Source organism: Flavobacterium cerinum, assembly GCF_004028155.1.
Taxonomy (GTDB): domain Bacteria; phylum Bacteroidota; class Bacteroidia; order Flavobacteriales; family Flavobacteriaceae; genus Flavobacterium; species Flavobacterium cerinum.
Map to the genome: position 1 here is coordinate 253,331 of NZ_SBII01000008.1, position 25,832 is coordinate 279,162.

The 25,832-nt window shown below is 39.7% G+C and carries 20 protein-coding genes and 1 pseudogene; 8 read left to right on the forward strand and 13 right to left on the reverse strand.

The window, feature by feature from the left end; translation table 11 throughout:
* Window positions 1-12: 12 nt before the first annotated feature.
* The 3 genes from EPI11_RS12385 to EPI11_RS12395 all read left to right on the forward strand — a co-directional run bounded on the left by EPI11_RS12385 (window position 13) and on the right by EPI11_RS12395 (window position 2,415).
* A complete protein-coding gene (locus EPI11_RS12385) occupies window positions 13-765 on the forward strand; it encodes an SDR family NAD(P)-dependent oxidoreductase (protein WP_128390292.1) in 753 nt (250 codons plus the stop codon).
* Window positions 766-827: 62 nt separating this feature from the next.
* Window positions 828-1,265 carry a four helix bundle protein gene (locus EPI11_RS12390; RefSeq protein WP_128390293.1) on the forward strand — a complete coding sequence of 146 codons (438 nt, stop codon included), beginning with the start codon at window positions 828-830 and terminating at the stop codon, window positions 1,263-1,265.
* Window positions 1,266-1,269: 4 nt separating this feature from the next.
* Window positions 1,270-2,415, forward strand: coding sequence for an ATP-binding protein (locus EPI11_RS12395; protein WP_128390294.1), 1,146 nt, complete (start codon window positions 1,270-1,272; stop codon window positions 2,413-2,415).
* 56 nt (window positions 2,416-2,471) lie between these two features.
* Here the strand turns inward: EPI11_RS12395 and EPI11_RS12400 are convergent, their stop codons facing one another.
* Window positions 2,472-4,655: a T9SS-dependent choice-of-anchor J family protein gene (locus EPI11_RS12400; protein ID WP_128390295.1), complete on the reverse strand. Its 2,184-nt coding sequence runs from the start codon at window positions 4,653-4,655 to the stop codon at window positions 2,472-2,474.
* 200 nt (window positions 4,656-4,855) lie between these two features.
* Between EPI11_RS12400 and EPI11_RS12405 the strand changes: the two genes are divergently transcribed.
* Window positions 4,856-5,587 (forward strand): metallophosphoesterase, encoded by a 732-nt coding sequence (locus EPI11_RS12405; RefSeq protein WP_128390296.1) that lies wholly within the window; start codon window positions 4,856-4,858, stop codon window positions 5,585-5,587.
* A 41-nt stretch (window positions 5,588-5,628) separates the two neighbouring features.
* Here the strand turns inward: EPI11_RS12405 and EPI11_RS12410 are convergent, their stop codons facing one another.
* From EPI11_RS12410 to EPI11_RS12420, 3 genes are all read right to left on the reverse strand, one after another.
* Window positions 5,629-6,156 (reverse strand): hypothetical protein, encoded by a 528-nt coding sequence (locus tag EPI11_RS12410; RefSeq protein ID WP_128390297.1) that lies wholly within the window; start codon window positions 6,154-6,156, stop codon window positions 5,629-5,631.
* An 86-nt stretch (window positions 6,157-6,242) separates the two neighbouring features.
* Complete coding sequence (locus EPI11_RS12415) at window positions 6,243-7,640, reverse strand: RtcB family protein (protein ID WP_128390298.1); 1,398 nt, start codon at window positions 7,638-7,640, stop codon at window positions 6,243-6,245.
* A gap of 46 nt (window positions 7,641-7,686) precedes the next feature.
* The gene (locus EPI11_RS12420) at window positions 7,687-9,117 is read right to left on the reverse strand and encodes a PcfJ domain-containing protein (RefSeq protein WP_128390299.1); all 1,431 of its coding nucleotides are present in this window, start codon (window positions 9,115-9,117) and stop codon (window positions 7,687-7,689) included.
* 847 nt (window positions 9,118-9,964) lie between these two features.
* Between EPI11_RS12420 and egtB the strand changes: the two genes are divergently transcribed.
* A complete protein-coding gene (egtB, locus tag EPI11_RS12425) occupies window positions 9,965-11,119 on the forward strand; it encodes an ergothioneine biosynthesis protein EgtB (RefSeq protein ID WP_128390300.1) in 1,155 nt (384 codons plus the stop codon).
* 4 nt (window positions 11,120-11,123) lie between these two features.
* Window positions 11,124-12,074: an L-histidine N(alpha)-methyltransferase gene (locus EPI11_RS12430; protein WP_128390301.1), complete on the forward strand. Its 951-nt coding sequence runs from the start codon at window positions 11,124-11,126 to the stop codon at window positions 12,072-12,074.
* An 86-nt stretch (window positions 12,075-12,160) separates the two neighbouring features.
* Here EPI11_RS12430 and EPI11_RS12435 read toward each other — a convergent pair whose 3' ends face one another.
* The 7 genes from EPI11_RS12435 to EPI11_RS12465 all read right to left on the reverse strand — a co-directional run bounded on the left by EPI11_RS12435 (window position 12,161) and on the right by EPI11_RS12465 (window position 20,204).
* Entirely contained in the window at window positions 12,161-13,144 is a 984-nt protein-coding gene (locus EPI11_RS12435; protein ID WP_128390302.1) for a TerC/Alx family metal homeostasis membrane protein, read from the reverse strand.
* Between the two features lie 12 nt (window positions 13,145-13,156).
* Window positions 13,157-14,152 (reverse strand): NAD(P)H-dependent glycerol-3-phosphate dehydrogenase, encoded by a 996-nt coding sequence (locus tag EPI11_RS12440; protein ID WP_128390303.1) that lies wholly within the window; start codon window positions 14,150-14,152, stop codon window positions 13,157-13,159.
* A gap of 276 nt (window positions 14,153-14,428) precedes the next feature.
* Window positions 14,429-15,589 (reverse strand): iron-containing alcohol dehydrogenase, encoded by a 1,161-nt coding sequence (locus EPI11_RS12445; protein ID WP_128390304.1) that lies wholly within the window; start codon window positions 15,587-15,589, stop codon window positions 14,429-14,431.
* A 144-nt stretch (window positions 15,590-15,733) separates the two neighbouring features.
* Window positions 15,734-17,281: an L-piperidine-6-carboxylate dehydrogenase gene (gene amaB, locus EPI11_RS12450; protein ID WP_128390305.1), complete on the reverse strand. Its 1,548-nt coding sequence runs from the start codon at window positions 17,279-17,281 to the stop codon at window positions 15,734-15,736.
* 135 nt (window positions 17,282-17,416) lie between these two features.
* Window positions 17,417-18,343 (reverse strand): magnesium transporter CorA family protein, encoded by a 927-nt coding sequence (locus tag EPI11_RS12455; protein WP_128390306.1) that lies wholly within the window; start codon window positions 18,341-18,343, stop codon window positions 17,417-17,419.
* 172 nt (window positions 18,344-18,515) lie between these two features.
* Window positions 18,516-19,052 carry a 3-hydroxyanthranilate 3,4-dioxygenase gene (locus tag EPI11_RS12460; protein WP_128390307.1) on the reverse strand — a complete coding sequence of 179 codons (537 nt, stop codon included), beginning with the start codon at window positions 19,050-19,052 and terminating at the stop codon, window positions 18,516-18,518.
* A gap of 87 nt (window positions 19,053-19,139) precedes the next feature.
* Window positions 19,140-20,204: an endonuclease/exonuclease/phosphatase family protein gene (locus EPI11_RS12465; RefSeq protein WP_128390308.1), complete on the reverse strand. Its 1,065-nt coding sequence runs from the start codon at window positions 20,202-20,204 to the stop codon at window positions 19,140-19,142.
* A gap of 91 nt (window positions 20,205-20,295) precedes the next feature.
* Here EPI11_RS12465 and EPI11_RS12470 point away from each other — a divergent pair, with 91 nt between their 5' ends.
* Complete coding sequence (locus EPI11_RS12470; protein WP_128390309.1) at window positions 20,296-23,070, forward strand: TonB-dependent receptor; 2,775 nt, start codon at window positions 20,296-20,298, stop codon at window positions 23,068-23,070.
* Between the two features lies 1 nt (window position 23,071).
* A complete protein-coding gene (locus EPI11_RS12475) occupies window positions 23,072-23,665 on the forward strand; it encodes a choice-of-anchor J domain-containing protein (protein ID WP_128390310.1) in 594 nt (197 codons plus the stop codon).
* Between the two features lie 163 nt (window positions 23,666-23,828).
* On the opposite strand, the gene EPI11_RS12480 is transcribed toward EPI11_RS12475, so the two are convergent.
* Together EPI11_RS12480 and EPI11_RS19305 are read right to left on the reverse strand one after the other, a co-directional pair.
* Window positions 23,829-25,694: an OmpA family protein gene (locus EPI11_RS12480; RefSeq protein ID WP_128390311.1), complete on the reverse strand. Its 1,866-nt coding sequence runs from the start codon at window positions 25,692-25,694 to the stop codon at window positions 23,829-23,831.
* A 19-nt stretch (window positions 25,695-25,713) separates the two neighbouring features.
* A pseudogene (locus EPI11_RS19305) lies at window positions 25,714-25,832 on the reverse strand (PorP/SprF family type IX secretion system membrane protein); the annotation flags it as partial.

Here is a 25,832-nt window from a genome sequence, read left to right on the forward strand (position 1 = left end):
TTTACATAAAGTATGAAAACAGTACTCATAACAGGTGCAACAAGCGGTATAGGCCGTGCTACTGCGCGCTTTTTTGCCAAACATCACTATAAGTTAATTATTTGCGGACGCCGTGAAGACCGCCTTGCCGAATTGCAGGACGAATTTTCGGCACTAACAAAAGTACACACCCTAAATTTTGATGTGCGCAATAAAAAAGCAGTGGCTCAATCTATAAGATCGCTGCCTAAAGAGTTTGAAAACATCGATATTCTTATAAACAATGCCGGTAATGCCCATGGCCTTGATCCTATAGAAAATGGTGATGTAGACGACTGGGACGCTATGATAGACATTAACATTAAAGGGCTCTTGTATGTATCTAAAGAGGTTATCCCTGGAATGATTGAGCGCAAAAGTGGTCACATCATCAGCATCGGGTCTATTGCCGGAAAAGAAATTTATCCTAACGGCAATGTGTACTGCGCTACCAAACACGCAGTAGATGCCTTAAATCAGGGGATGCGTATGGACCTTAACCAATATGGCATCCGCGTAGGCGCAATTAATCCGGGCATGGTAGACACCGAGTTTAGCGAGGTGCGTTTTAAAGGCGATACCGAACGTGCCAGTAATGTTTACAAAGGTTTTGAGCCGCTTAAAGCCGAAGACATTGCCGATGTTATCTATTTTGTAGTAACACGCCCTTACCACGTTAATATTGCCGATCTATTGATATTACCAACTGCACAGGCAAGTGCAACTTTAGTAAACAAAAAATTATAATAAGTTATGAGTTCAGAGTTGCGGGTTCAGAGTTTCTCATTAGTATGTAATTAACGTTGTATATGGCAAAAATTGAGAAATTTGAAGATTTACAGGTTTGGTTATTGGCTAGAGAAATCAGTCAGGCTGTTTGGTTGTTATTTGAAAACACATCATTAGGAAAAGATTTCGAATTAAAAAATCAAATGAGTCGGTCATCCGGATCAATAATGGATAATATTGCCGAAGGATTTGAAAGAAATGGAAACCGCGAGTTCATTCATTTTCTTAGCATATCCAAAGGTTCTTGCGGAGAATTAAGATCGCAGCTCTACAGAGCTTTTGACAGAAACCATATCACAAAAGAACAGTTTGAAGAAATCGCAACTAAAACTGACTTCGAGAATAGAAAAATAGGGGCGTTTATTGCCTACCTTAACAGCTCCGATTATAGAGGAAATAAGTTTTCTAAGACCTCAACGGGCAACTCGAAATCTCAAACCCAGAACCCGGAACAGTAATACTATGATCAATAAGCGGCTTTTAATTAAAAACCTGATGGCTCACAACGATGAGAGCAGCTTTTATGATAAAAAGCGTCAGCTGAACTTACATACCAAAGAGGGCAAAGCAAAATTTGTTAAGCATATTTGTGCGCTCTCTAACTCCAACCCGGAGAACAACTCTTACATTGTGGTGGGTGTGGAAGATCATGATAATGAGATTACAGGTACCGATTTTTATGACGATAGCCGCATCCAGAACCTTGTTAATGCCTACTTGGTTAATCCGCCCAGTATTCAGTATGAAAACGTACCTTTTCCTAACCTGCCTAAAGATAAGGTAGTTGGACTGGTAACAATTAAACCTAAAAGCGGTACTTCTTATTTTAAGAAAAACATTTATACCATACCCGCCGGAGCAGTATTTATGCGACGCGGGAGTAATTCTATTCCGGTAGAAGACAACGGTGTAAACAACATGGCGCACCAAAATGCCGAAACGGTAGCCGGTATAGAAAATAGCTCACGCAACAGTATTGAATATACGCTGGAAGGCGTAATGGATTTTATAAACAACCGCCATAAAGACATGAGTGCCAAGTATAAGGTATTCAAGGAATTGTTTGTAGTTTGCTGGGCAGGCCATAAAAAAGTGGTGAGAGGGCAAACCTATTACTCCCGTGTAGATATCGAGCTTATAAACGAGCAGGTAAAACTATTTTACTCAGCACTCGATGAGGTTAGTATTAGCTACAACGACGATTCTTTCTCGATAACCGAATATGTTTCACTAGGGCTTAACGACAAAACGAGCTATTACCCACTGGAGGAAGTGAGCATCCGTTTTCAGGATAACGGCTATTACAAGATCGATTCGGTACTGTTGTTTGAACCGCCTCAGTACAACCGTAAAATGATGTACCACATTTATAATGCAAACCTGTCGCTGCTTGCCAAACTTCAAAAGGGAGTTACTTTATCGAACAGGGAACAGCGCGACCTGCAAAACCTGCCTTCTACCCTCATGATATGCTACCTTAACGGTTTTGATGACGCCAAACAAAAACTGGCCGACGCCAAACATCTTTTAAAAGCCTATCCTGAAGAACAGGTCTACCTGTCTTTTAAAGAAGCGATGCGCGTACTCCGCAAAATGAAATATGCATAAAAAAAGCCCCAAACTGTTTTGCAACAATTTGGGACCGAATATAATATCAAGAAAACTTAGTTTCTCATTATCTTATAAGTAGCCGTACCGGTAGTTGTAGTAACTTTTACAAAGTACATTCCCGCTACAAGTGCCTGTGTGTTTACTACAGTAGCATTTGTTGAAGTAATACAAAGTCTTCCGTTAAGGTCATACACATTTACACTTTGCAGGTCGCCCTGTTGTACAGCAATCTGCAGTTGGTCCTGTACCGGGTTAGGATACAATCTGGCAACAGCCAATTGATTTTCGTTTACGCCTAACATTTCAATTACCGTAGTCTTAGCTGTATTTGTAACAATCGCAGGGTTAAAATCAAAATAGATCTCGGCTGTATTAAATACAGTGTTACCTACTCCAAACGTCGCTTTAGGCTTAATTCTGTAAGTTACATATCCATGGCTGCCCGGCTCATTTGCCTTATCATCCGGCAGGTTGATATTGTCAAATTTGAATTCCAGCTGATCATCTGTACGCATTACAGTATTAACATGGCTTGATGCTATCGGTTCAAAAGTAGCCCAGTCCAATAACTCATCAAGCGTATTTTCTAATCTTACATTTACTGCTTCGGCAGTTCCTGTATTTTGGAAACGAATGGTATAGGTAAGATACCCTTCTGCCTGGTGCTGATAAATTTTCTCGCCTTCGTGTACCGTAATATCGTTAGGGTCGAAAGAGTTCACAATTACCTGATTAAGCAATGCGGTGTTGTTATCCGGTGTTGCATCATCTTCCTCCTCAGACAACACCGCTGTGAATGCCAATGTTTCTCCGCCTATATTAACCGGCGGCTGCAGCACAGAGAAAACAATATTACCCGTTTGCATAGAATAAGGAGTAAGATCACCAAGAGTGATAACCATATTATTTGTTGTAACAACAGGCGAAGTAAAATCACCGCTTAGGTAATTCATCCTGTCATCATTAAAAGTAAGGTTTACCGTAGCACCTTCAACGGTTGTATTGCCTTTGTTCTGAACGACTAATTTATATGTAGCATCAAAACCTGGACGGGCAACGCTAATTGGAGTAATTGATACGGCAAGGTCATTAACTACCGCAGGCTGGGGCAGACAATGTGCTATATCCAATTCATGGGTTTCTGCATCAAACTCTACTTCTTCTACAAGCACCGGGATTGCGGGAAACCCTGCTAATCCAACCACTTGTAGGTTTAAAGTACTAACCCCATCAGGCAGATTGTATAATTTGTACTCTCCATTGGCATTGGTATATATTGAATAAGCAAATGTTCCATCTATACTTACAAGTATCTCAGCACCCGGAAGTACAGCGTCTCCTGCGCCACAGTTTGTATCGCCATTGGCATCATACTTTACAATACCCGAAACAACATTTTCTGTGATTATTGTAGTGAAACTGAAAGGCCCTGACCATTCACTTACATTCGCAGGAGAACAGATCGCTCTAACATAAAATTTATAATCGCCCGCAACAAGGTTGTTTACTACAAAAGGATTCGCAGAGGCAATTACTCCCTGATTAGGAGGCACATCGCCTGCAGGAACTACAGCAACTTCCCACATAGTGGCTGTACCTGCTTCAGTCCAGGCAAGAGTAGCTGTATTAATAGTTATATTGTTTACATTAAGATTTAAAGGCTTAGAACATTGACTCCTAATCTGAACATCATCAATAAGCCATCTATCCATATTATTGCCTTCCATATAAAAGGCAACATGAACTGTTGTTCCTACTAAAGCAGGGGGCAAAGCAACTTCTATTCTATTATATTCTGTTTGCACCGGGTTAATTTGTAGTTCTGTTGCTGTGTATAGCGCAGTATAGCTGCTTAAATTTGATGCATCTGGGTTGGTACTTATAAGTACTTTATAAATACTCCCCTGATCTCCGGCAAGGGTAAGTCTGGAGTAAAATTCGACTATTCCGTTTGAAGGAACATAAAGAAGAGGAGAAATAAGCCAGTCTTTAGTTACTCCGGAAGAAACAGTTTCCCTGTTAAGATAAGCCGCATAATTGCCCTGATAAGCGGGTTGGTCGACAGCATCTACCGTTGATTGTTTCCAGGTAACAGCAGGTCCTGCTTCATTAACAACGGTCCATCCGGGTGGTGCTGCCGGCGATCCTGTCCAGGGGTTTTCAAAACCTTCAATAGGCTGTTGTGCATAACTGCACAAAGATGCCAATGCCATTACGGCAAGTAGTGTTTTTTTCATAATTTATTCTCGTTTAGTTTAAGTTCCCTAAAGTTATTAATTTTTTGTTAATTCCTACATAAATTTACACCTATATCGATGTTATGCAGTATTTTAAGCTAAAACACTATTAAACACTGTAAGAATTATTATTCATGAACAGTACAAAACTTTAATACTCCTTATTTTTTAGGCTTTAAGAATTATCGTAAAATTGTACTATGAGCAGAACTCTTGTTATAGGCGATATACACGGCAGCTATAATGCTTTACAGCAGATAATGGAGCACGCAGCCGTTACTGTAAATGACCATCTTATTTTTTTAGGTGATTATGTAGATGGCTGGGGGCAGTCGCCCGAAGTGATTGATTTTTTAATTCATCTTAAAGCAACTCATAACTGTATTTTTATGCGTGGCAATCATGATGACTTATTATTGCAATGGCTAAAAACAGGCAATTATAATGATGAATGGTTTACTGCCGGAGGTGGCTATATAACTACTGTAACCTATAATGCGCTTACCGAAGATAAAAAACAGCTGCACATACTCTTTTTAGAGAGCCTGCATGATTATCATCTTGACGAAAGCAACCGCCTTTTTATACATGCCGGATTTACCAATCTTAACGGTATAACTCATGAATTCTTTAAGCCTCTTTTTTACTGGGACCGCACCCTTTGGGAAATGGCACTGGCTCTTGATAAAACCATAGATTCAAATCATCCGCAGTACCCCAAAAGGCTTACCCTTTATAAGGAGATATTTATAGGGCATACTCCTGTTACGCGCATTAAGCAAACGGTTCCTATCAATATGGCAAATGTGTGGAATGTAGATACCGGAGCGGCTTTTAAAGGCGTTTTGACCATAATGGATGCCGATACTAAAGAATACTGGCAAAGTGATCCTGTACATACTTTACATCCCGATGAAGACGGAAGAAATTAATTAAAAATAAAAAGGCTGCCCTTGTTAGGACAGCCTTTTTATCATTCGGACTTTTCTTTTTTGTCTTTCTTTTTCGGTTTTTTATTCAGGCTCTTTTTAGCCTTAACCCTCTTAATATGATCGTCCATTCCGTCCATAAAAAAAGTGTTTAAGCATAACTTCTTCGCCTGAATATAATACTCGATTGCCGTGGCATACATCTCATATTTTTCATACAAAAAACCGTGCAGCATTGCCAGACGGCTTTTGTCTATGCCCTGTACCCTGTACCCTGCTTCGATTATTTTAAGTGCCTCTTCCAGTTTGTCTGCGTTTATAAGCATACGGGCAAACTGATAGTAAACAGGCATATAGTCTTTATCAAGATATAAAGTCATCCTGTAGTAGTACTCGGCTTGTTTATAATCTTCCAGCTGTTCTTCATAAATGTGTCCCATAAGGCAGTGCGCCCCGGCATGGTCTTCATCTGCTGCAATTACATACTGCAGCTTTTCTATACATTCTTCTACATTATACGGGTAATTATCCCTTGCCTGAATGTACATTATCTCATAGGTATTAATTCCCATTGTTATTATTTTTAACCCGCATGGGCAATTATTTTATTTTGATTTTTTACTATTAGATATTCCCCTTTTTAGGAAGGGGAATATCACTAACCTCTGTCCATTCGCACTATTTTAGGTAAAAAAGTACCTACTACAGTAACCAGTTCTGTTTGGTTTGCCATTACTTTAGCAATATCCTTATAAGCCATAGGTGCTTCATCCAGTCCGGCTCCCAGCAAGGTTACTCCATTGTCTTTAAGCACTTTTTTAAGTTCGCTTTGTGTTATGGACTGTTTTGCCTGCGAGCGTGACATCTGCCTGCCTGCTCCATGCGCTGCCGAATTTAACGACTGTGCATTACCCATACCTTTTACAATATAGCCCGGAGCAGTCATAGACCCCGGAATGATACCTAACACATTTTCCTGTGCCGGAGTAGCACCTTTGCGGTGAACAATCAGTTCTTCGCCATTTATCGTTTCCTTCCATGCAAAATTATGATGGTTCTCTACCATGGCTAAGGGCCTTTCGCCCAATGCTTTTGCTATCCTTTTATGGATATCGTGATGGCACGCCGATGCATAATCTCCGGCAAGGTTCATAGCGATCCAGTACTCCTGTCCGTCATGGGTATCGAGATCCAGCCATGCCAGATGCCTTGCAGCTGCCGGTAAAGGTGTTTGCTTCATGGCAAGGGTAGTATATTGTTTTGCAATGTTGGCACCTAAACCGCGCGAACCGCTGTGCGACAGCACGCCTACATAACGCCCCGGAGGCACTTTAAACTGATTGTCTTTTTCCAGTACCTCAACAATACCAAACTCCACAAAATGATTTCCTCCGCTGGAGCTTCCCATTTGCTGGAAAGCCTTATCCTTAAGCTTTTTTAAGAACGGAATGTTTTTAAAAGCATCACGTTCAAAAAGCTCATGGTCGTTGGGGCTTTTGTGCACTTCATAAGCACCAAACTTGGTTTGTGTTTGCAGTATGTTAGTATACTTATCCTTATGCCCATCTATAAACGATGGGTTAATATCATAAATACTAAGGCACATCCTGCAGCCAATATCTACACCCACACCATAAGGAATAACAGCATTGGCTGTAGCCAATACTCCGCCTATCGGCAGTCCGTACCCTGAGTGTCCGTCAGGCATTAAGGCCCCAGCTTTACTAATAGGAAGCTTTAGTGCAGTAAACAACTGTTCTTTAGCTCCTTCTTCAATTTCGTTTTCACCAAAAATGGTAAATGGAGCCCTTGTAGCATTTAGCTTTCGCGCTTCGGTTTTTTTAGCTCCCATTAATGCTTCGGCAATTTTGCCATACATACCATCTCCTTTAAATTTTTCAGGATCAAGAAGCACTTCTTTTAAAAGTGATAGTACTTTGTCCTTAGATTCCCTTTTAAAATGCCTTAGCATAACCTCCATAGCAATGCTGATGGATGTATTTTGTGGGTAACCTATATCGATGAGGTCTTTGCCTCTTAATCTTAATTTTGCCATTATTTCTTTATAATTTTCATTAAACCAAGGCAGCAGTTACACTGCCTTAGTTACTGCATCTTGAAAATGCGATCAATATCTTGACAGCAATAAAAATGATCATACAAATTGTTTTTGTATCCCAGCCAGAACTGTCATTGGTATTCCTGTAAGCAGGCCTTTCTTCAAGTGCTCTTGCATAGTTATTTAACTGTATCTCCTGCTCGTTGCCTACTCCGGGAAATGCCGGTACTGCAGCCTGCATCGCAGCCATTTGTGCAGATGTTATAAAATCATAACACAATGCAAGCCTTTCTCTTAATGCCCACTCGCGTATTATTTGATGAGAGGTTTCACAAATCATTTCGTTAAACCTGCCTTTGGCCTCAACTATTTCCATGCCTCTCAAAAAAACCTCAAGCGTTGCAAGAGTTTCAAAGGCTGTTTCGCCTTTTGTAAACCTTCTAACAGAAAAGATTGCATTTATTCCTTCCGCACAATCAACATCATAATCTGCCACACAGTGCGACATTTCGCAACCTTCTTCATACAAGGCTAAAGAGGTGGTAAGCTGAACAATCTTTATCACACAATCGCCTTCATCAACTACATAGTTGCTTATTGGGGCCAGCTTCCATTCACTAAACCCTTCGGCTTCACGCTTTTTGGCCATTTGTATATGCCATTCGGCAGATTGTCTCACCAAGGCACCCCATGTTCTGCCTTTCATGCTGTATGCAGCACTAGCCGCTTTTTCGGATGCAATGAATTCCAATACTCCCTGCAATTTATCGAAGGTTACATCATCAGTTACATTTGCCATAAACTGTACTACTGTACTGTAAAATGCTTCGTTCTCAAAACTGTCAGACAATGTAGACCACGCAATAGCATCGGCCCTGTTTACAGTAGCATTGTAGCCTAAAGCCTGTGCCCTTCTAATCGCTTTTGGTATACTGCAATCTCTTATAGTAGACCTAAATTCGTGCGCCATTCTTTTGGTAAACGCCACCGGGAAAGCGCTCAACTGCTGTACACTATCGCCCCTGCCCAATTGTATGTACCACAACATTTGTACTTTACTTTCGTCTCCAAAAGCATTTTCCATAAATGCCGGTACTTCAAATTGTGCAAAACAGTGCCTTATGATAGATGACAACTGACCTTCGGCCGTTAAACTGTCTTTTTTCCAGCTTGTTATGTCTCTTACTGTTTTGTTTCCAAAAGCACTTATGTTTGCCAATACCTCAATATAAGCGGGGTTTCTTAACACGGTGTAGCATTTTTTTGCATAGAACATTAAAAGCAAATCCCTAAAGGTTTCCCTTTTCCATACATGGTTTTGCGCGCTCATTCTCGAGAAATGAACCCTCAGCACGCTTTCTATCGTGCCTTCAAACCCCTGGAATGTATTTTGCTCCCTGAATGTTCTTTCTACAAGGGCTTCAAATACTGATGCCCTGTTGTTTACTGCTATTGCTACTGCCTGTGTTTCCATCGCTTTGCCATTTGCGGCAGCACTTACTACTAAGTGATACCCTTTGTTCTTTTGATCATTTATTTATTTTATGTTTTTATCTTTTTGCTCCTTCTATATCTCGCTATGCTATCTATCATGGAATTTTGAGAAAATAAAAAAGCCCGGAACCATTACAGAACCGGGCTTTAGCCTACACATAGGCACATTCCTCCTTTCACAAGGGAATAATCGGTTCCTTACAATAATTGCTGTACCCCCAATCACTTGAGGAGCTGTATAGATTATGTAATTTATTTATCATCATAGCATAAAAAAACCCGGAGCTTTACAGATCCGGGTTGTATATTTAATAGAGTAATTTCTTATCTAAAAACGTGGCACACACAACCCGGCCCTGATACAGTAACAATGTTACCTGTATTTGTTAGCTTATATGTAGGTTGAGTAAAACGCATTGTGCTTATTTTTTATTTGTTTGTAATTCGGGTGCAAATGTAGAGCAATTTCTTAATAAACAAAATGTTGATGTTTATTTATATTTAGAATAAATATAAACTTGTGGCTAAAACCCTGTAAAAAAAAGGGTCGCTGTTAACACGACCCTTTTTTACAAAACACAACTTTTGAACTATTCTATCATAATTCCACAGGCTAATGGGCTAGCACATGAAACTAAAAAGACCTTTACTTCTATATTCCTTACAGGATTATAGTCTTTTTCATAGCAGTCTTTTTTAGTAGATACACAAAAATTAAAAAGGTTGCGCGGACAGTACAGAAAATTGTTATTTTTTGTGTTAAAAGAAATGAGAAAAAATTACACCCCCGTCATAATGTGTAATTTAGTAGGACTAATATTTTGATCATGACACTTTTAGACCAATACCATTCTGCCAGAAAACATACTGAACAATTATGCAGTCTTTTACATCCTGAAGACTATGTTCCGCAGCCGGTATCGTTTGTGAGTCCGCCCAAATGGCACCTTGCTCACACAACCTGGTTCTTTGAAGAGTTTATCCTAAAGAAATATCTTGCGGGCTATACGGTTTTCAATGAAGATTTTTGTTTTCTATTTAACAGCTACTACAACAATGTGGGTAAAAGGGTGTTGCGTGAAAACAGAGGGTCTATAACCCGTCCTGCAACATCTACCGTGATGAAGTACCGCAATTATGTAGACATGCACATGGAGCTGTTATTACAAATGAAAGCCGAAAAAACCGATTTCCATGACCTTACCGAAATGGGTATTAACCATGAACAGCAGCATCAGGAATTGTTACTGACCGATATTAAATATATTTTTTCCTGTAATCCCATTTCTCCCGTGTATAGTGATGAGGTAGAATGGGAAAATCAGCAAAATGAATCGAGCGGTTTTTTAACAATTTCCGAAGGTGTGTATGGCATAGGTTTTGAAGAAGATGGTTTTTGTTTTGATAATGAACTAGCCCCACATAAAGTATACCTGCAGCCTTTTGAAATTGAAAATGCACTGGTTACTAATGCTCAATACCTTGAGTTTATGGAAGCCGGCGGCTATGAGAATTTTAACTACTGGCTGGATGAAGGATGGAAATGGGTAAACGAAAACAAAATCAATTCCCCACTGTACTGGCATAAAGCCGATGGCAAATGGCAGCACTACACCCTTGCCGGTATACAGGATATTCACCCTAATGCTATTGTTACCCACGTGAGTTTTTATGAAGCAGCCGCTTATGCCGAATGGAAAAAGATGCGCCTGCCTACAGAATTTGAGTGGGAAGTTGCTGCACCCAGCCTGGACTGGGGCAAACGCTGGGAATGGACACATAGTGCTTACCTGCCTTATCCCGGTTTTCGAAAAACAGAAGGGGCTGTTGGCGAATATAACGGCAAGTTCATGATCAATCAAATGGTGTTGCGCGGCGGCTCTTGCGCTACACCACCACATCACAGCCGCACTACATATCGTAATTTTTTTCACCCTGAGGAACGTTGGCAATTTAATGGCATCCGACTCGCAAAATTGTAATTTCATGAATACCCCCCAACACTCTCACTTTGCCGAAGATGTGCTAAAAGGACTGACTACCAAAGAAAAACATGTATCGTCTAAATATTTCTATGACGATAATGGCAGTCGGATTTTTATGCAGATCATGCAAATGCCGGAGTATTACCCTACTGCATGCGAATTTGAAATACTATCGCAGCAATCAGGTAACATATTTGATACCATTAATTTTACCACAAAATTTAATATTGTAGAATTTGGCAGTGGCGACGGTATAAAAACCCGACAGCTGCTTAAGGCTTTTATGGACAAAAAAGCTCAGTTTACTTACATTCCTATCGATATATCGCAGGAAGCTAATGATGCTCTACAGCAAAATATGAAAACCGCTTTACCGAATCTGGACATACAGCCCCGCACCGGCGATTATTTTGAAGTACTTAACGAACTATCTGCAGGTACATTACCCAACTTATTTCTTTTTCTGGGTGGCAACATCGGTAATTATAAGAAAGATGAAGCCATAGACCTTCTTGAGCGTTTTAATGCCGATATGAAAAAAGGCGATATGCTGCTTATGGGCATGGATCTTAAAAAGAATCCAAGAATAATTCAGCTGGCTTATGATGATCCGCATGGCATTACCCGTTCTTTTAACATGAACCTGCTGCAACGCATGAGCCGTGAACTTGAAGCCGATATTTTATCAGACCAGTTTGACTTTTACAGCAATTACAACCCTAAAAACGGGGAGGTAAACAGTTATTTAGTAAGCCTTAAAAAACAAAGTTTTTACAGTAAAGTACTGGACACAACCTTTCATCTTGAAAAGGACGAATTGATATGGACAGAGCTTTCCAGAAAATACAGCTTTGAAGAAATAAATGCCCTTGCAGAAGCTACAGGCTTTACCGTAAAAAATAACTTCCTGGACTGCAGGCATTATTATACAGATAGTTTATGGGTTAAGTAAATTCATTTATCTACCGATTTATAAATAAAAAGGAACGCAATCTGCATTCCTTTTTATTTATAGTTATTTCACAATATTTAATACAATTACTCCTTTTTAGGTTCTGGGAATAGCAACGATATTATTACAGCCAGTATAAGCACACTGCCTACAACAATTAGGGAGTGTGGTGAAGATATATGATAAAACGGATTGATAAGCATTTTTACACCTATAAACGCCAGTATAATTGCTAGACCATACTTAAGCTTACTAAACATATGCATAAAGTTGGCCAGTAAAAAATACAATGCTCTTAATCCAAGTATGGCAAAAATGTTTGAGGTATACAGAATAAAAGGATCGTTTGGTGCTATGGCAAATATGGCGGGAATAGAATCTACAGCAAAAATAAGGTCGGTAAATTCAATAACAGCAACCACTACCAGTAATGGTGTGGCAATTTTTTCTCCATTTTCCTTAGTAAAAAACTTATCGCCATGATAGTTTTTGCTCACTTTAAAGAAACGGTAAACTAACCGCGCTCCGGGACTTTTAGAAAAATCTTTATTCTCATCGTCATCCTGGTTGGCAAACCACGATTTAATACCCGCAAAAACCAAAAAGAAGCCAAATATGGACAAAACTACGTTAATGCGCACATTGTAGCCTAAAACCTCCATTGAGGGCAGGTAGGTCATGTTTATGAGCTCTACGCCCGTAAAGATGAATATCGCCCGGAATACTAATGCGCCAATGATTCCCCAAAACAACACTTTGTGGTGCAGGTGCTTGGGTACATTGAAAAATCCAAAGACAAGTATAAAAACAAAGAGATTATCTACAGAGAGGGCCTTTTCTATCCAGTAGGCACTTTGAAACTGCGTAAACTGAACAAAACCCAGAAAATAATAAATAACACCACTAAAGATCATAGCCAGTGATATCCATACAATAGACCAGGCTAAGGCCTCCTTATTAGAGATCTCATGGCTTTTCCGGTTAAAAACACCAAGATCCAGCAGGAGCATGATTACCACTATTATTGAAAATGCTGTCAATACGCCGGGATGGTTGATCATGTGGTCCATAAGCTGTGGTTTTTAATCCAGTTTTTCGGTTAGTTTGCTGAAAACAGATTTGGCATCCTTACCTTCATACAAAATGCTGTAAACGGCATCGATGATAGGTGTTTTTGCCTCATATTCTTTATTAAGATTGTAAGCACTTTTTGCCGCATAGTATCCTTCGGCAACCATACTCATTTCCATTTGTGCCGATTTTACCGTGTATCCCTTCCCTATCATGTTACCAAACATCCTGTTTCTTGAGAATACAGAATAGCCGGTAACCAAAAGGTCACCCAGGTAAGCCGAGTCGTTAATGTTACGTTTCATCTTATGCACTTTACGGATAAACTTTTTCATCTCGCGTATCGCATTGCTCATAAGCAGTGCCTGGAAGTTATCTCCATAACCAAGACCGTGTGCAATACCGGCAGCGATAGCATAGATATTTTTAAGCATGGCAGCATACTCTGTACCTACAATATCGTCAGACGTTTTTGTTTTTATGTAATGGCTATTAAGGTTTTTACCCATAATTTTTGCCTTTTTCTCGTTTCCGCAGGCAATAGTAAGATACGATAAACGCTCTAATGCTACCTCTTCGGCGTGGCATGGACCTGTAATAACCCCTATATTATCATAAGAGATACCATATTTTTCATGGAAATGTTCGCCTACAATAAGGCTGGTTTCGGGAACGATACCTTTAATCGCCGAGAAGATAATCTTATCCTCAAGGCTCACTGTAAGCTTTTCCAGCTCGGTACTTAAAAATGCCGATGGTATGGCAAAAATTATATAATCGGCATAGGCTACTGCTTCGTTAATATCACTGGTAAGCAATAGTTTATTGGTATCAAACTCAACAGAACTCAAATAGTTTGAATTGTGTTTTTGAAGCCTTATGTGTTCTATAGCATCGTTGTTACGCATGTACCAGGCAATTTGCGACACGTTAGAGCATAGCATTTTTGCAATAGCTGTTGCCCAGCTTCCACCACCTATAACAGCGAACTTAGGAGTATCACTCATGTTTACTTAAAATTATTTGAGAAGCCAAAAATACTCAAAAATTAACAAACGTATTCCCGTTTTTTAATTCAGGAGCTTATAAAGAGCATATGTTAAAAAACTATTTAAGAAAATATTAACTTTTTATTATGAATAAGGCCTGCAATCTAATGGCATTCACCCCGTTATTCTATTAGACTTTTGTTTACAATTGGGGGTACAACAAGGTTAAAATAAAATTTTTGTTTTTGGTGTTTAAAAGGCATTCACGGTTAACTCCGGAATGCCTTTTATTATTTAGTAGCTCATCTCTACGATGGTCTTTACTTTATCTAAGGTTATATTTTGGCGTTCGCCCAAAGCTTTCCAGCCTCTTTCTTCAAAACGTTTTACTATAAAATCGGCCGTATTCTTATAATCCGCGGTATAGTTGGAAATTTTAGTGTCCATTCCCATGATATGGAAAAACTGAACCGTTTTTTCAATTGCTTCAAGAGCCGCTTTGTCAGTATCTGTTTCCATTACATTCCATACTCTTCTGCCGTATTGCGCTAATTTTTCTTTCTTAGTTTCAAACAGCACGCGATATAGATTAGGACCAATAATAGCCAATGTTCTCGCATGGTCTATTTCATAGAGTGCAGTCAGTTCATGGCCTATCATGTGTGTAGCCCAGTCTGTAGGTACGCCTTTTTGTATCAATCCGTTAAGTGCCATAGTACAGCACCACATAAAGTTGGCCGCCAGCTTGTAGTCGGCAGGATTTTCGGCTACAGCCGGACCTATTTCTATAAGCGTCTGTAAAATCCCTTCGGCGATCCTATCCTGTAAAAGAGCATCGTGCGGATAGGTTAAGTACTGCTCCATAACGTGGGTAAACGCGTCTACAACACCGTTTTGTACCTGTTTTTTAGGTAGTGATGCTACGGTTGCAGGGTCGCAAATAGAGAATTGCGGGAAAACTGCCGGTCCGCCAAAGCTTAGTTTCTCTTTTGTTTTGTTAATCGTAACTACCGATCCGGAGTTCATCTCGCTGCCTGTTGCCGGAAGCGTTAACACGGTACCAAATGGCATGGTATTGTTTTCGATCCTTATTCTCTTTTGAAGAATATCGATAGGATCTCCTTCAAATTTTACGGCTGCTGAGATGAATTTCACCCCGTCTATTACCGATCCTCCACCCACGGCAAGTATAAAATCGAGCTTCTTTTCACGGATTACGTCAACCGCTTTCATTAAGGTTTCATAGCGTGGGTTGGGTTCTATTCCACCAAACTCGGTAATATCATATCCGGTAAGGGCTTCTGTTACCTGGGCATGCACACCGTTATTAAAAATACTTCCGCCACCATAGGCCAAAAGTACTTTGGCATTTTTAGGGATAAGTGACGATAATTTAGCAATCTGGCCCCTGCCAAATACAAGATTTACAGGGTTATAAAGTTCAAAATTAAGCATAGTCTTTAAAAATTTACCCAAAGGTACAAAATAGGGTAGCGAGGTATTATAAAGTATTGTTAAGTATACAAGATAAATTCCTGCATAAAAAAAGGCTGCCCAAAGGCAGCCTCAATATAAACACTTTATAGTTTAGAACGATGATTATAGATCAAAACGAATACCTTGTGCTAATGGTAAATCTTTACCGTAGTTAATTGTGTTCGTTTGTCTTCTCATGTAAGCTTTCCAGGCATCAGATCCGCTTTCACGGCCACCACCTGTTTCTTTTTCACCACCAAAAGCACCACCAATTTCTGCACCGGATGTACCGATGTTTACGTTAGCAATACCACAGTCTGAACCTGCCTGAGAAAGGAATAATTCCATTTCTCTCATGTTGTTAGTGAATATTGAAGAAGAAAGTCCTTGAGGAACACCATTTTGAAGCGCGATAGCCTCTTCGATAGTGTTGTATTTCATGATGTAAAGAATTGGAGCAAATGTCTCTTCCTGTACAATATGGAAGTGGTTTTCTGCTTCAATGATACATGGTTTAACGTAACAACCACTTTCGTAGCCTTCGCCTTCCATAACACCACCTTCAACAATAATTTTTCCACCTTCTTGTTTTGCTTTCTCGATAGCATTAAGGTAATCTTTTACAGAACCTTTATCAATAAGCGGACCTACGTGGTTATTACTGTCTAACGGGTTACCAATTTTAAGCTGGCCGTAAGCATTTTTAAGAACTTCTACTGTTTTATCGTATATACTTTCGTGGATGATAAGTCTTCTTGTTGTAGTACAACGCTGACCTGCAGTACCTACAGCACCAAATACCGCACCTACTAATACCATAGAGATATCTGCGTGCTCAGAAACGATAATAGCATTGTTACCACCCAGTTCAAGGATAGTATTACCAAAACGTTCTGCTACGGTCTTAGATACGTGACGGCCTATTCTTGTAGATCCTGTGAAAGATACTAATGGAATACGCTTGTCATTGTTTATTAAATCTCCAGACTCGTTACCTACTACTAAGCAGCTAACACCTTCCGGGATGTTATTATTTTCTAATACTGTTTTGATGATGTTCTGGCAGGCAATAGCACACAATGGTGTTTTAGAGCTTGGCTTCCAGATACAAACGTCTCCACAAACCCATGCAAGCATTGAGTTCCAGCTCCATACCGCTACCGGGAAGTTGAATGCAGAGATGATACCTACAGTACCAAACGGATGCCACTGCTCATACATACGGTGCATTGGTCTTTCGCTGTGCATTGTAAGTCCGTAAAGCTGGCGTGATAAACCTACTGCAAAATCACAGATATCTATCATTTCCTGAACTTCACCAAGACCTTCGGTAAGGCTTTTTCCCATTTCATAAGAAACAAGCTGACCTAAAGCCTCTTTGTGTTTGCGTAGTTCGTTACCCATCTGGCGAACGATCTCACCTCTTTTAGGTGCAGGAACCAGTCTCCATGTTTTAAAAGCTTCTTCTGCTTTTGCCATTGCAGCCTGGTAATCATCTGCAGTAGATGCTTTTACTTTTGCTATCAATGTACCGTCTACCGGCGAATATGATTCTATAATATGGCCGTTAGCAAAACTCTTGCTTCCGGTTGATGTACCATCGTTAATCTCCTTTATGCCTAATTGGGATAAGGCGTCCTGAATACCAAATTGGTCGGTAAGTGTTGCCATTTAACTTTTTTGTTATGAATTGTTATATTTTACAAATATAATGGATTTTTGATATATCGGCAATTTATGAACTGCTATCCATTTAAAAAATAAGAATTTAATAATCTTTATTGATTATGTGCCCTCTAACGGCTCTTAAAACAGGTTCTTTTTTCTGAAAAGTATTACACCAATGATCGATAATAGTAATGATACCAAAAGTATAACCGCAAAACCATACGGATTGTCCTGTAGCGAATTGGGTACGTTCATTCCATAAAGACTCGCTACCAGTGTAGGTATCATAAGGATAATGGAAATAGACGTTAGCCTTTTCATGATAATGTTGAGGTTATTTGAAATAACCGAAGCATAGGCATCCATCGTTCCCGTTAAGATATTACTGTAAATATTTGTGGTATCCTGAGCCTGTCTTAATTCGATCTCAACGTCTTCAACCAATTCCTGATCGTAGGTTTCTTTGTGGTTCTTTAGGTTCTTGATCCTGTAAAACACCATATCATTGCCTTTTAGCGAAGTAATGAAAAACACAAGGCATTTTTCTATCTGCAATAATTCCTGTAGGTCTTCATTTCGAATGGATTTTTCAAGGTTATTCTCGGCTACTTTTATACGATGATTGATTCTTTTAAGATATTTCTGGAACCATATACTTGATGACAGGAGCAGTTTAAGCACCAGGTCAAAATGATGTTCTACGTCTGCCTGCTTGCGCTGGCTGTAGGTAATAAAGTCGGGAATAAGGTGATTTTCTGTAAAACAAACCGATACAAAAATATTGTCTTTAAAGATAATACCCAACGGGGTGGTATTGTATGGTAGTCTTTCGTCGCCGCTTTCAAAAGGAATTCTCAGTACGATAAGGCACCAGCCGTTTTCTATTTCAATACGGGGGCGCTCATCTATATCTTCAATATCATTATAAAAAGCAATTGGAATTTTTAAGTCTTCGAGCAGGTATTTTTGCTCTTGTGGTGTTGGGCATACTGCGCTTATCCATGTGCAGCCTGCAACGTCTTTGGTTTCAACTAAACCATTGTTGTTTTTGTAGAAAGTGATCATAATGCATACTCTATTAGCATAGAGAATGCAATTATTCTCTATGTGTTATTCAATTAATCGTATGGGGGGATATCCGTCCATTTTTGGGTTTAAATAATTTTGGCGCAAAGATACGGTTAATTGTTTGCAATGTGGTGAATTGCAAAAAAAGATGATATTATGATAACGTTTTTTATTCGGCTACATACCTTGGGTCTGTTTCCATAACCGTTCCGCATTTGTTACAGGTACGTAATTCTTCCGAATTATAGAAGTGCTGGTAGTGTGGCAGGAAATCGGTTTCGATGTTGTGCAGTTCAAAAAACACTTCATAAAGTTTGTGGTTGCAGTTGTCGCAAAACCATAGCAGTCCGTCGGTAAATCCGCGTCCGGCTCTTACTCTTTCTACCACTAACCCTATTGACCCTTCGCTTCTTACAGGAGAATGCGGTATATTACCGGGGTGCAGGTACATATCGCCGGCATGCATTTCCATTTCTTTGCGCTCACCATCTTCCTGTACAATGACCTTTATACTGCCTTCCAGTTGGTAAAACAACTCTTCGGTTTCATTGTAATGGTAGTCTTTTCGGGCGTTAGGCCCAGCCACCACCATAACTATATAATCGTCGGACATTGGATAAATATTTTTATTCCCAACAGGTGGTTTTAAAAGATGGCGGTTATCGTCTATCCATTTAGTAAGATTAAAGGGTTTCATGAGTGCCATGAGCGGATGTTTTTTGAATTTAGAATAAAGGTAAGTTGTTTTCTTTTGCCATGAAACAAAAGATGCAAAATATGTTTTTAACCACCTCTACATCTGTTTAATTAAATACAAATACACCGGGAAATGGTCGCTGTAACCGGCTTCCCCATTACCGTTCCGTAACGGATATCCTTTGTACTGTCCTGTTAGCTGCGTTAAATAGTCTTTATTAAAAACGCGGGCTTTCCAAAACCTATAGGACGTATAATCTTTACTTAAAAGTGGTTCGGATACGATCATCTGGTCAAACAGATCCCATGCATCGCGATATGCTACAGATCCGTCACCTTTTCTTGAAAGTTCTTCCATAGGGTTAAAGAGTCCGCCCGGTTTAACATCGTCTTTTAATCCTTTAGCTCCCAGCACTTTTTTTATGCTGTTGTTGTAAGGACCATCATTAAAATCACCCATACTGATCACTTTTGCATAGGGGTTAATGCGATAAAGTGAATCGATTATCTTTCTATTTAGCGCAGCCGCAGCTTCACGGTTGGGGCTGCTTTTCTTTTCTCCACCATAACGCGACGGCCAGTGGTTCACAATAAAATGCATTTCTTCACCATCTAATACTCCGGTAACCAAAAGTTGATCACGGGTAAAAATCCTCTGGGATTTTTTCTTTTTACCTGTAGTGTTATTCGCCGAAAGGCTGTCTATAATGATCAACGGTTTGTTGATGTAACTTGTAGGTTTAAAATATTTCCTGCGGTACAACAGTGCCACATCGATACCTCTGCTGTCGGGCGAATCGAAATGAATGATACTGTATTCTTTAGCCATTAACACGGGCTGTTTTATCAGATCTTCTAAAACCCGACGGTTCTCTATTTCGGCAATCCCTATAATTACAGGTGCATCGGCAGCATCGTCCCTGCCAATTTCCGACAGCACTTTTGCAATATTGTGTAGTTTATTCCGGTACTTTTTGCCTGTCCAGCTTTCAGACCCATTGGGTAAATAATCGTCATCACTCTTACCGGAATCGTTAATGGTATCAAACAAATTCTCGACATTATAAAATGCTACCGTATGCACCTTAAATTTCTTCTCCTGCCCTGCTGTAGTTAGCACAGACATCAGTACAAGAATAATGGCAGTCAGGTTTTTAGACATTTTAATGGTTATTTTTCATCTAAAGTAAATATTATATTTAATTAATTTACATTTGGCATACTTAACATGGTAAAACCTACAGATATTTTTAATGGGCAGACTTTTACTCTTCATTTTCTTATTACTGCAAACACAGGGAATACAGGCACAAACAGCAACGGTACTGGGCAGGGTGATCGATTCAAAATCGCAGGAAGCCATGACTGCTGTAACTATAGCATTACAGAACACAGGTAAGACAACCTTTACTAATACCGATGGTATTTTTGTACTGGACCGCATTCCAGATGGTGAACATCTATTAGTTATCAGCCATCCCAATTACATACCACAAACTTTCAGTTTAAAGGTTATTAACGGAAGACCGCTTGACCTCGGCATAATTACTCTGGAAGAAGACATTACTACAGAACAGCAGCTCGGAATTATTACCTTAACAGATAATGACCTTAGTGATGACAACAGCGGATCTGAAACTACTGCCGGACTATTACAGGCTTCGCGCGATGTATTTCAGCAGGCAGCTGCTTTTAACTGGGGACAGGCACGGTTTAAAATTCGCGGCCTCGATAGCGAGTACGGAACAACAATGATAAATGGCATTACTATGAACCGCGTGTATGATGGCAGACCGCAATGGGCCAACTGGGGCGGACTTAATGATGCCACCCGAAATCAGGAGTTCACAATGGGTTCGGCACCGTCTGACTATACGTTTGGCAATCTGCTGGGCACACAAGAAATTAACACCAGAGCTTCAATTTACAAACCAGGCACGCGGCTATCGTTTGCAGGTACAAATACCAATTACAATTACCGCGCAATGGCGACTCATGCATCAGGTTTAAATAAAAATGGATTTGCCTATGTTGTTTCTGCTTCGCATCGCGGTGCAGATAATGGTTATTTTGAAGGTACCAATTATAAAGGCAATTCGCTCTTTCTTAGTTTCGAAAAACGATTCAATGAAAAACACAGCCTCAACTTTACCGGAATATATGCGCAAAGCAGCCGCGGCCGCAACTCGCCCAACACACAGGAAGTGACCAATATTGCCGGGGTAAAATACAATGCCTATTGGGGATGGGATAATGGCAAAAAGCGTAATTCGCGAGAGAAAGATATCGAAGAACCCGTTATGATGTTTAGCCACTATTGGAAAATAAACAGCAAAACGAACCTTACGTCTAACATCGCTTATCAGTTCGGGAAAATTGGCAACAGCCGATTGGATTACCAAAATGCACCCAACCCCGATCCAACCTATTACACTAAAACGCCAAATTATTTTGATGATCCGGCAGAAGCAGCAAATGCTCCGTTTTTAACCCAAAGGCAACTGGACTGGCAGGCAATGCGCATGGCTAACAGCCTGAATACCGATGGGCACAGCAGTTACATTTTGTATGAAGACCGTACCGATGACAAGACTTTTACCGCAAATTCTATTTTATACACCCGCCTGTCTTCTGTTATTACGTTAAATGCCGGAGCTGCTTATAAAAAGCTACGCTCACACAATTATCAAAACCTTCTTGATCTTTTAGGTGGGCAGTATTTTAAGGATATCGATCATTTTTACAGAGGCGATTTTGCCCAGGCAGATCTTAACAACCCTGACAGGCAAGTGGGTAAAGGCGATACCTTTGGCTACAATTATAACTTATCTGCCGATGTAATCGATGCTTTTACGCAGTTTAAGTTCACCTATAGCAAAGTAGATTTTTATCTGGCTCAGTCTTTTTCACGATCCAACTATCAACGGGAAGGATTGTATCGTAACGGATTGTACCCTGCTAATTCATTCGGCAAAAGCCAAAAAATGGCATTCGAGAATTTTGGTTTTAAAGGAGGGTTGACCTATAAATTAAGTGGCAGGCATTTGTTTTTTCTTAATGCCCTTCGTATGAGTAAAGCGCCCTCACTGCGCAACACCTTTGCTAATGCGCGCATTAACAACGCGGTTATGGACGGCATTACAAACGAAACACTTTCTAACATCGACATGACGTATGTGATCAGGATGCAAAAATTCAAAGCGAGGCTTACCGGATATTATTCGACCATACAAAATGCAGCCGAAACGTCTTCGTTTTATGGTGAAGGCATTTTTGAAGGTGAAGATGCCGATGCTTTTGTTGCCGAAAATGTAACCGGGATCAATAAGAAAATGATGGGGATTGAGCTTGGCATGGAATATCCGCTTAGCAGAACCATTAAAATTATGGGATCGCTGGCAATCGGGCAATATACCTACAATAACAACCCTAATGTAACACTAAACAACGATGCGCTCGCAGTTATAAACAGTAACGATGACGGCACTACCGTAATAGGTTCGCCTTTAACAACCGTAAATTTTGGCAAGGCTTATTTAAAAAATTACAGACTACCAGGAATGCCACAACAAGCTGCGTCTTTAGGACTAGAATATCGTGACCCCAACTACTGGTGGATAGGCGCAAATGTAAATTACCTTGCAGGAAATTATATTGATGCATCTGCATTACTTCGAACAAAGAATTTTTTTGAAAATCCGGATAGTCCCGGAAATGTTTTTGAAGGTATAAGCGAAGAAGAAGCCAGAAGTTTACTAAAACAGGAAAAATTTGATGCCTTTTACCTCTTCAATATTGTGGGAGGCAAGTCGTGGAAAGTAGCCCGAAAAACCTATTTCGGATTTTTTGCAAGCGTAAATAACCTCCTGAATAAAACCTATAAAACAGGCGGTTTTGAGCAATCAAGGAATACTAATTATGAAGAACTAAAAAATGATATGGCAGGTGGAACGCCTTCTTTTGGCCCTAAATACTATTATGGCTATGGCCGTACCTTCTTTATCAACCTGTACATCAATTTTAATTAGCATGAAGAATTCAATTAAGATAACATTATTGGCAGCCATAGTGATGACACTAACTTCCTGTGTTAAGGATGATGATACCGCATTAGCCCCCTTTACCCCTCTTGTATACCTGGAAGATTTTGAGGAAGCACAGGATGGCACTCAACTTGACATTCCGGGATTCACCAACTTTTCCGAAACAGGAAGCCTATATTGGAAAGAAGAAGTGTTCGACAAAAATGGCTACACCGAATTTGTTGCAAACGCTGCAACTACCGATGCTGTTACTACATGGCTGATAACGCCTGCAATAACCTTGGGTAACGAAAAAAGAACATTAAGCTTTCAATCGGCACAGCATCATCTTGCACAACAGGGCGCTAAACTGGAAGTTTTTATTTCTACCAACTATAATAGTACCGATGTAGCTACTGCAACATGGATACCTCTAAAGGCAATAACACCAACCTTATATAACGATTGGTATAAATTTATATACTCTGGCGCTATCGATCTTTCGGGACATTCGGGTACTGTTCATCTTGCTTTAAAAGCAACGATTGAAAACGGTTCATCCGGCACAGGATACTTTATCGACAACATTAAAGTTTACTAATTACAAACCCAACCTTAAAATAGCTCTAAAGCACAGAATAAAGCCATTTAAGACTTTGTTTAGCAAAATCCACATACTTTGCTTAGCAAAAGAACAAAATGCCTTAAAACAAGAAAATCCCGCCAATGGCGGGATTTTTTATATTCTATGATTGCTTAGAAAATTATTTCTTCACAATAAGGAATTCACTTCTTCTGTTTTGTGCATGCTGCTCATCAGTACAGTTGTCGCCACAGTTAACCTTAGGTTCACTTTCGCCATAACCCTGTCCTGAGATTCTCTCATTAGCAATGCCTTTAGAGATGATGTACTGAACTGTAGATTTAGCTCTGCGGTTTGATAAATTCATATTGTATTTATCAGTACCTCTGCTGTCTGTATGTGCTTTAACCATAACAACAATGGTTGGGTTAGCTTTCATAGCCTCTACAGCTTTGTCTAATTCGAATGCCGCTTCTCTCGTTATGTTACTCTTATTGAATTCGAAGAATATTTCATTAAGTACAATAACCGGAGTTACGATAGGCACTTCGATAGGAACAAGATCTGCTGCTACGTTAACAATACCACCATTTGTTTTAGCAATAGGGAAGCTGTTGTTCTCATAACCTCTCATAGAAGCCTGGATCGTGTAAGCCCTGTTACAATCTACACTGTAAGTAACTTTACCGTCCGGTCCAGCTGCACGGGTTTCTATCACGTTGTTTTTATCATCAAGTATAGAAACACTAGCGTTAGATAGTACTCTTCCTGTTTTAGCATCTTTAACGATTACAATAGCTTCTACACCACATACCGGAGTAGCCATGTATAACTTATCGATCCCAGCACGGTTACTTGAGAAGAAACCAATGTTTTTTGTTGTGTTAAATGAAAAAGCAAAGTCGTCTTTGTTTGTGTTTACAGGAGCACCCACATTTTTAATTTCTCCACCTTTTGTAAGATCCATAACAAATATATCAAGTCCTCCAAAACCTGTTGGACGGTCTGACGAGAAGTATAGCTTGTTATCATCTGTAATGAACGGATAGCTTTCTTTACCCTCAGTGTTCACTTTAGGTCCAAGATTTACAGGCTCACCATAACTGTTGTTACCTTTAACTTCTACCTTCCAGATATCCTGATCTCCAAGAGTACCTTCTCTGTTTGATGAAAAATAAAGTGTTTTACCATCTTTAGTGATTGATGCATTCATGGTAGACCAACGCTTGTCGTTGAATGGAAGCAATTGAGGCTCGCCCCATTTACCACCTTCTTTTACCGATTTGTAAAGATAGATCTGGCCAATTTTAATATTGTTTGCTTTATCTCTTTCAAACTGCTTGCGCTCGTTAAAGCTCTCGCTATTAAAGTACATCGTGTTCCCGTCTGCACTTATTGCAGCAGGACCATCATGCCATTTCGTATTAAGATCTGATACTGTTGTCGGAGCACTGAAAGTACCGTTTGCATTATAAGTAGCGCTATACAGGTCAAGATAAGGCTGTTCGTTTGTTACAGCATTTCTTCTTGATGTATTTCTTGAACTTGCAAAGTAGAAAGTATTATCATTAGCTAATACACCTCCAAAAGATCCGTATTTGTCTTCGTTAATGTCAAGTACTTTATCATCAAACAATTTACTTTGGCTTTTTAGCTTTGGTAAATAGTTTGGGTCCTGGTTAAACAAAACTGCTCTTTGATCACTTGGTGCTAACGATGCAAACTTTTGCATCTGCTTGTTAGCCTCTTCATATTTACCTTCTGCCTTTAGCATTTGAGCATAATGGTAATAGGTTTCAGCATCCTGTGGCGTTGCTGTTGCTTTTGCATACCAGGTTACTGCATCTTTAGAATTAAAGATGTTATAGTAACTCTCTGCTATCTGTTTGTAAACATAAGGGCTTGGCGTTAGCTTTTCGTATGCTTTTGCTGCATCAATATAATCCAGTTTAGCATATAGCTTGTCCGCTGCTTTAGTTTCCTTTGTCTGACCGCTCATTGCCATAGTGGCGAGCATAAAACTTAGGGTAATGTATAAGTTCTTCATTTTTTAAGTCGCTTTTAGATTAAAAATAACGTGGTGAACGGGATACTTTTTTCGGGAAGTTCAGATCGAATAATAACATGATCTCATGCGATGCAGGAGTTGTTACATTAAGATCTGAGATGATATGATCGTAAGCAT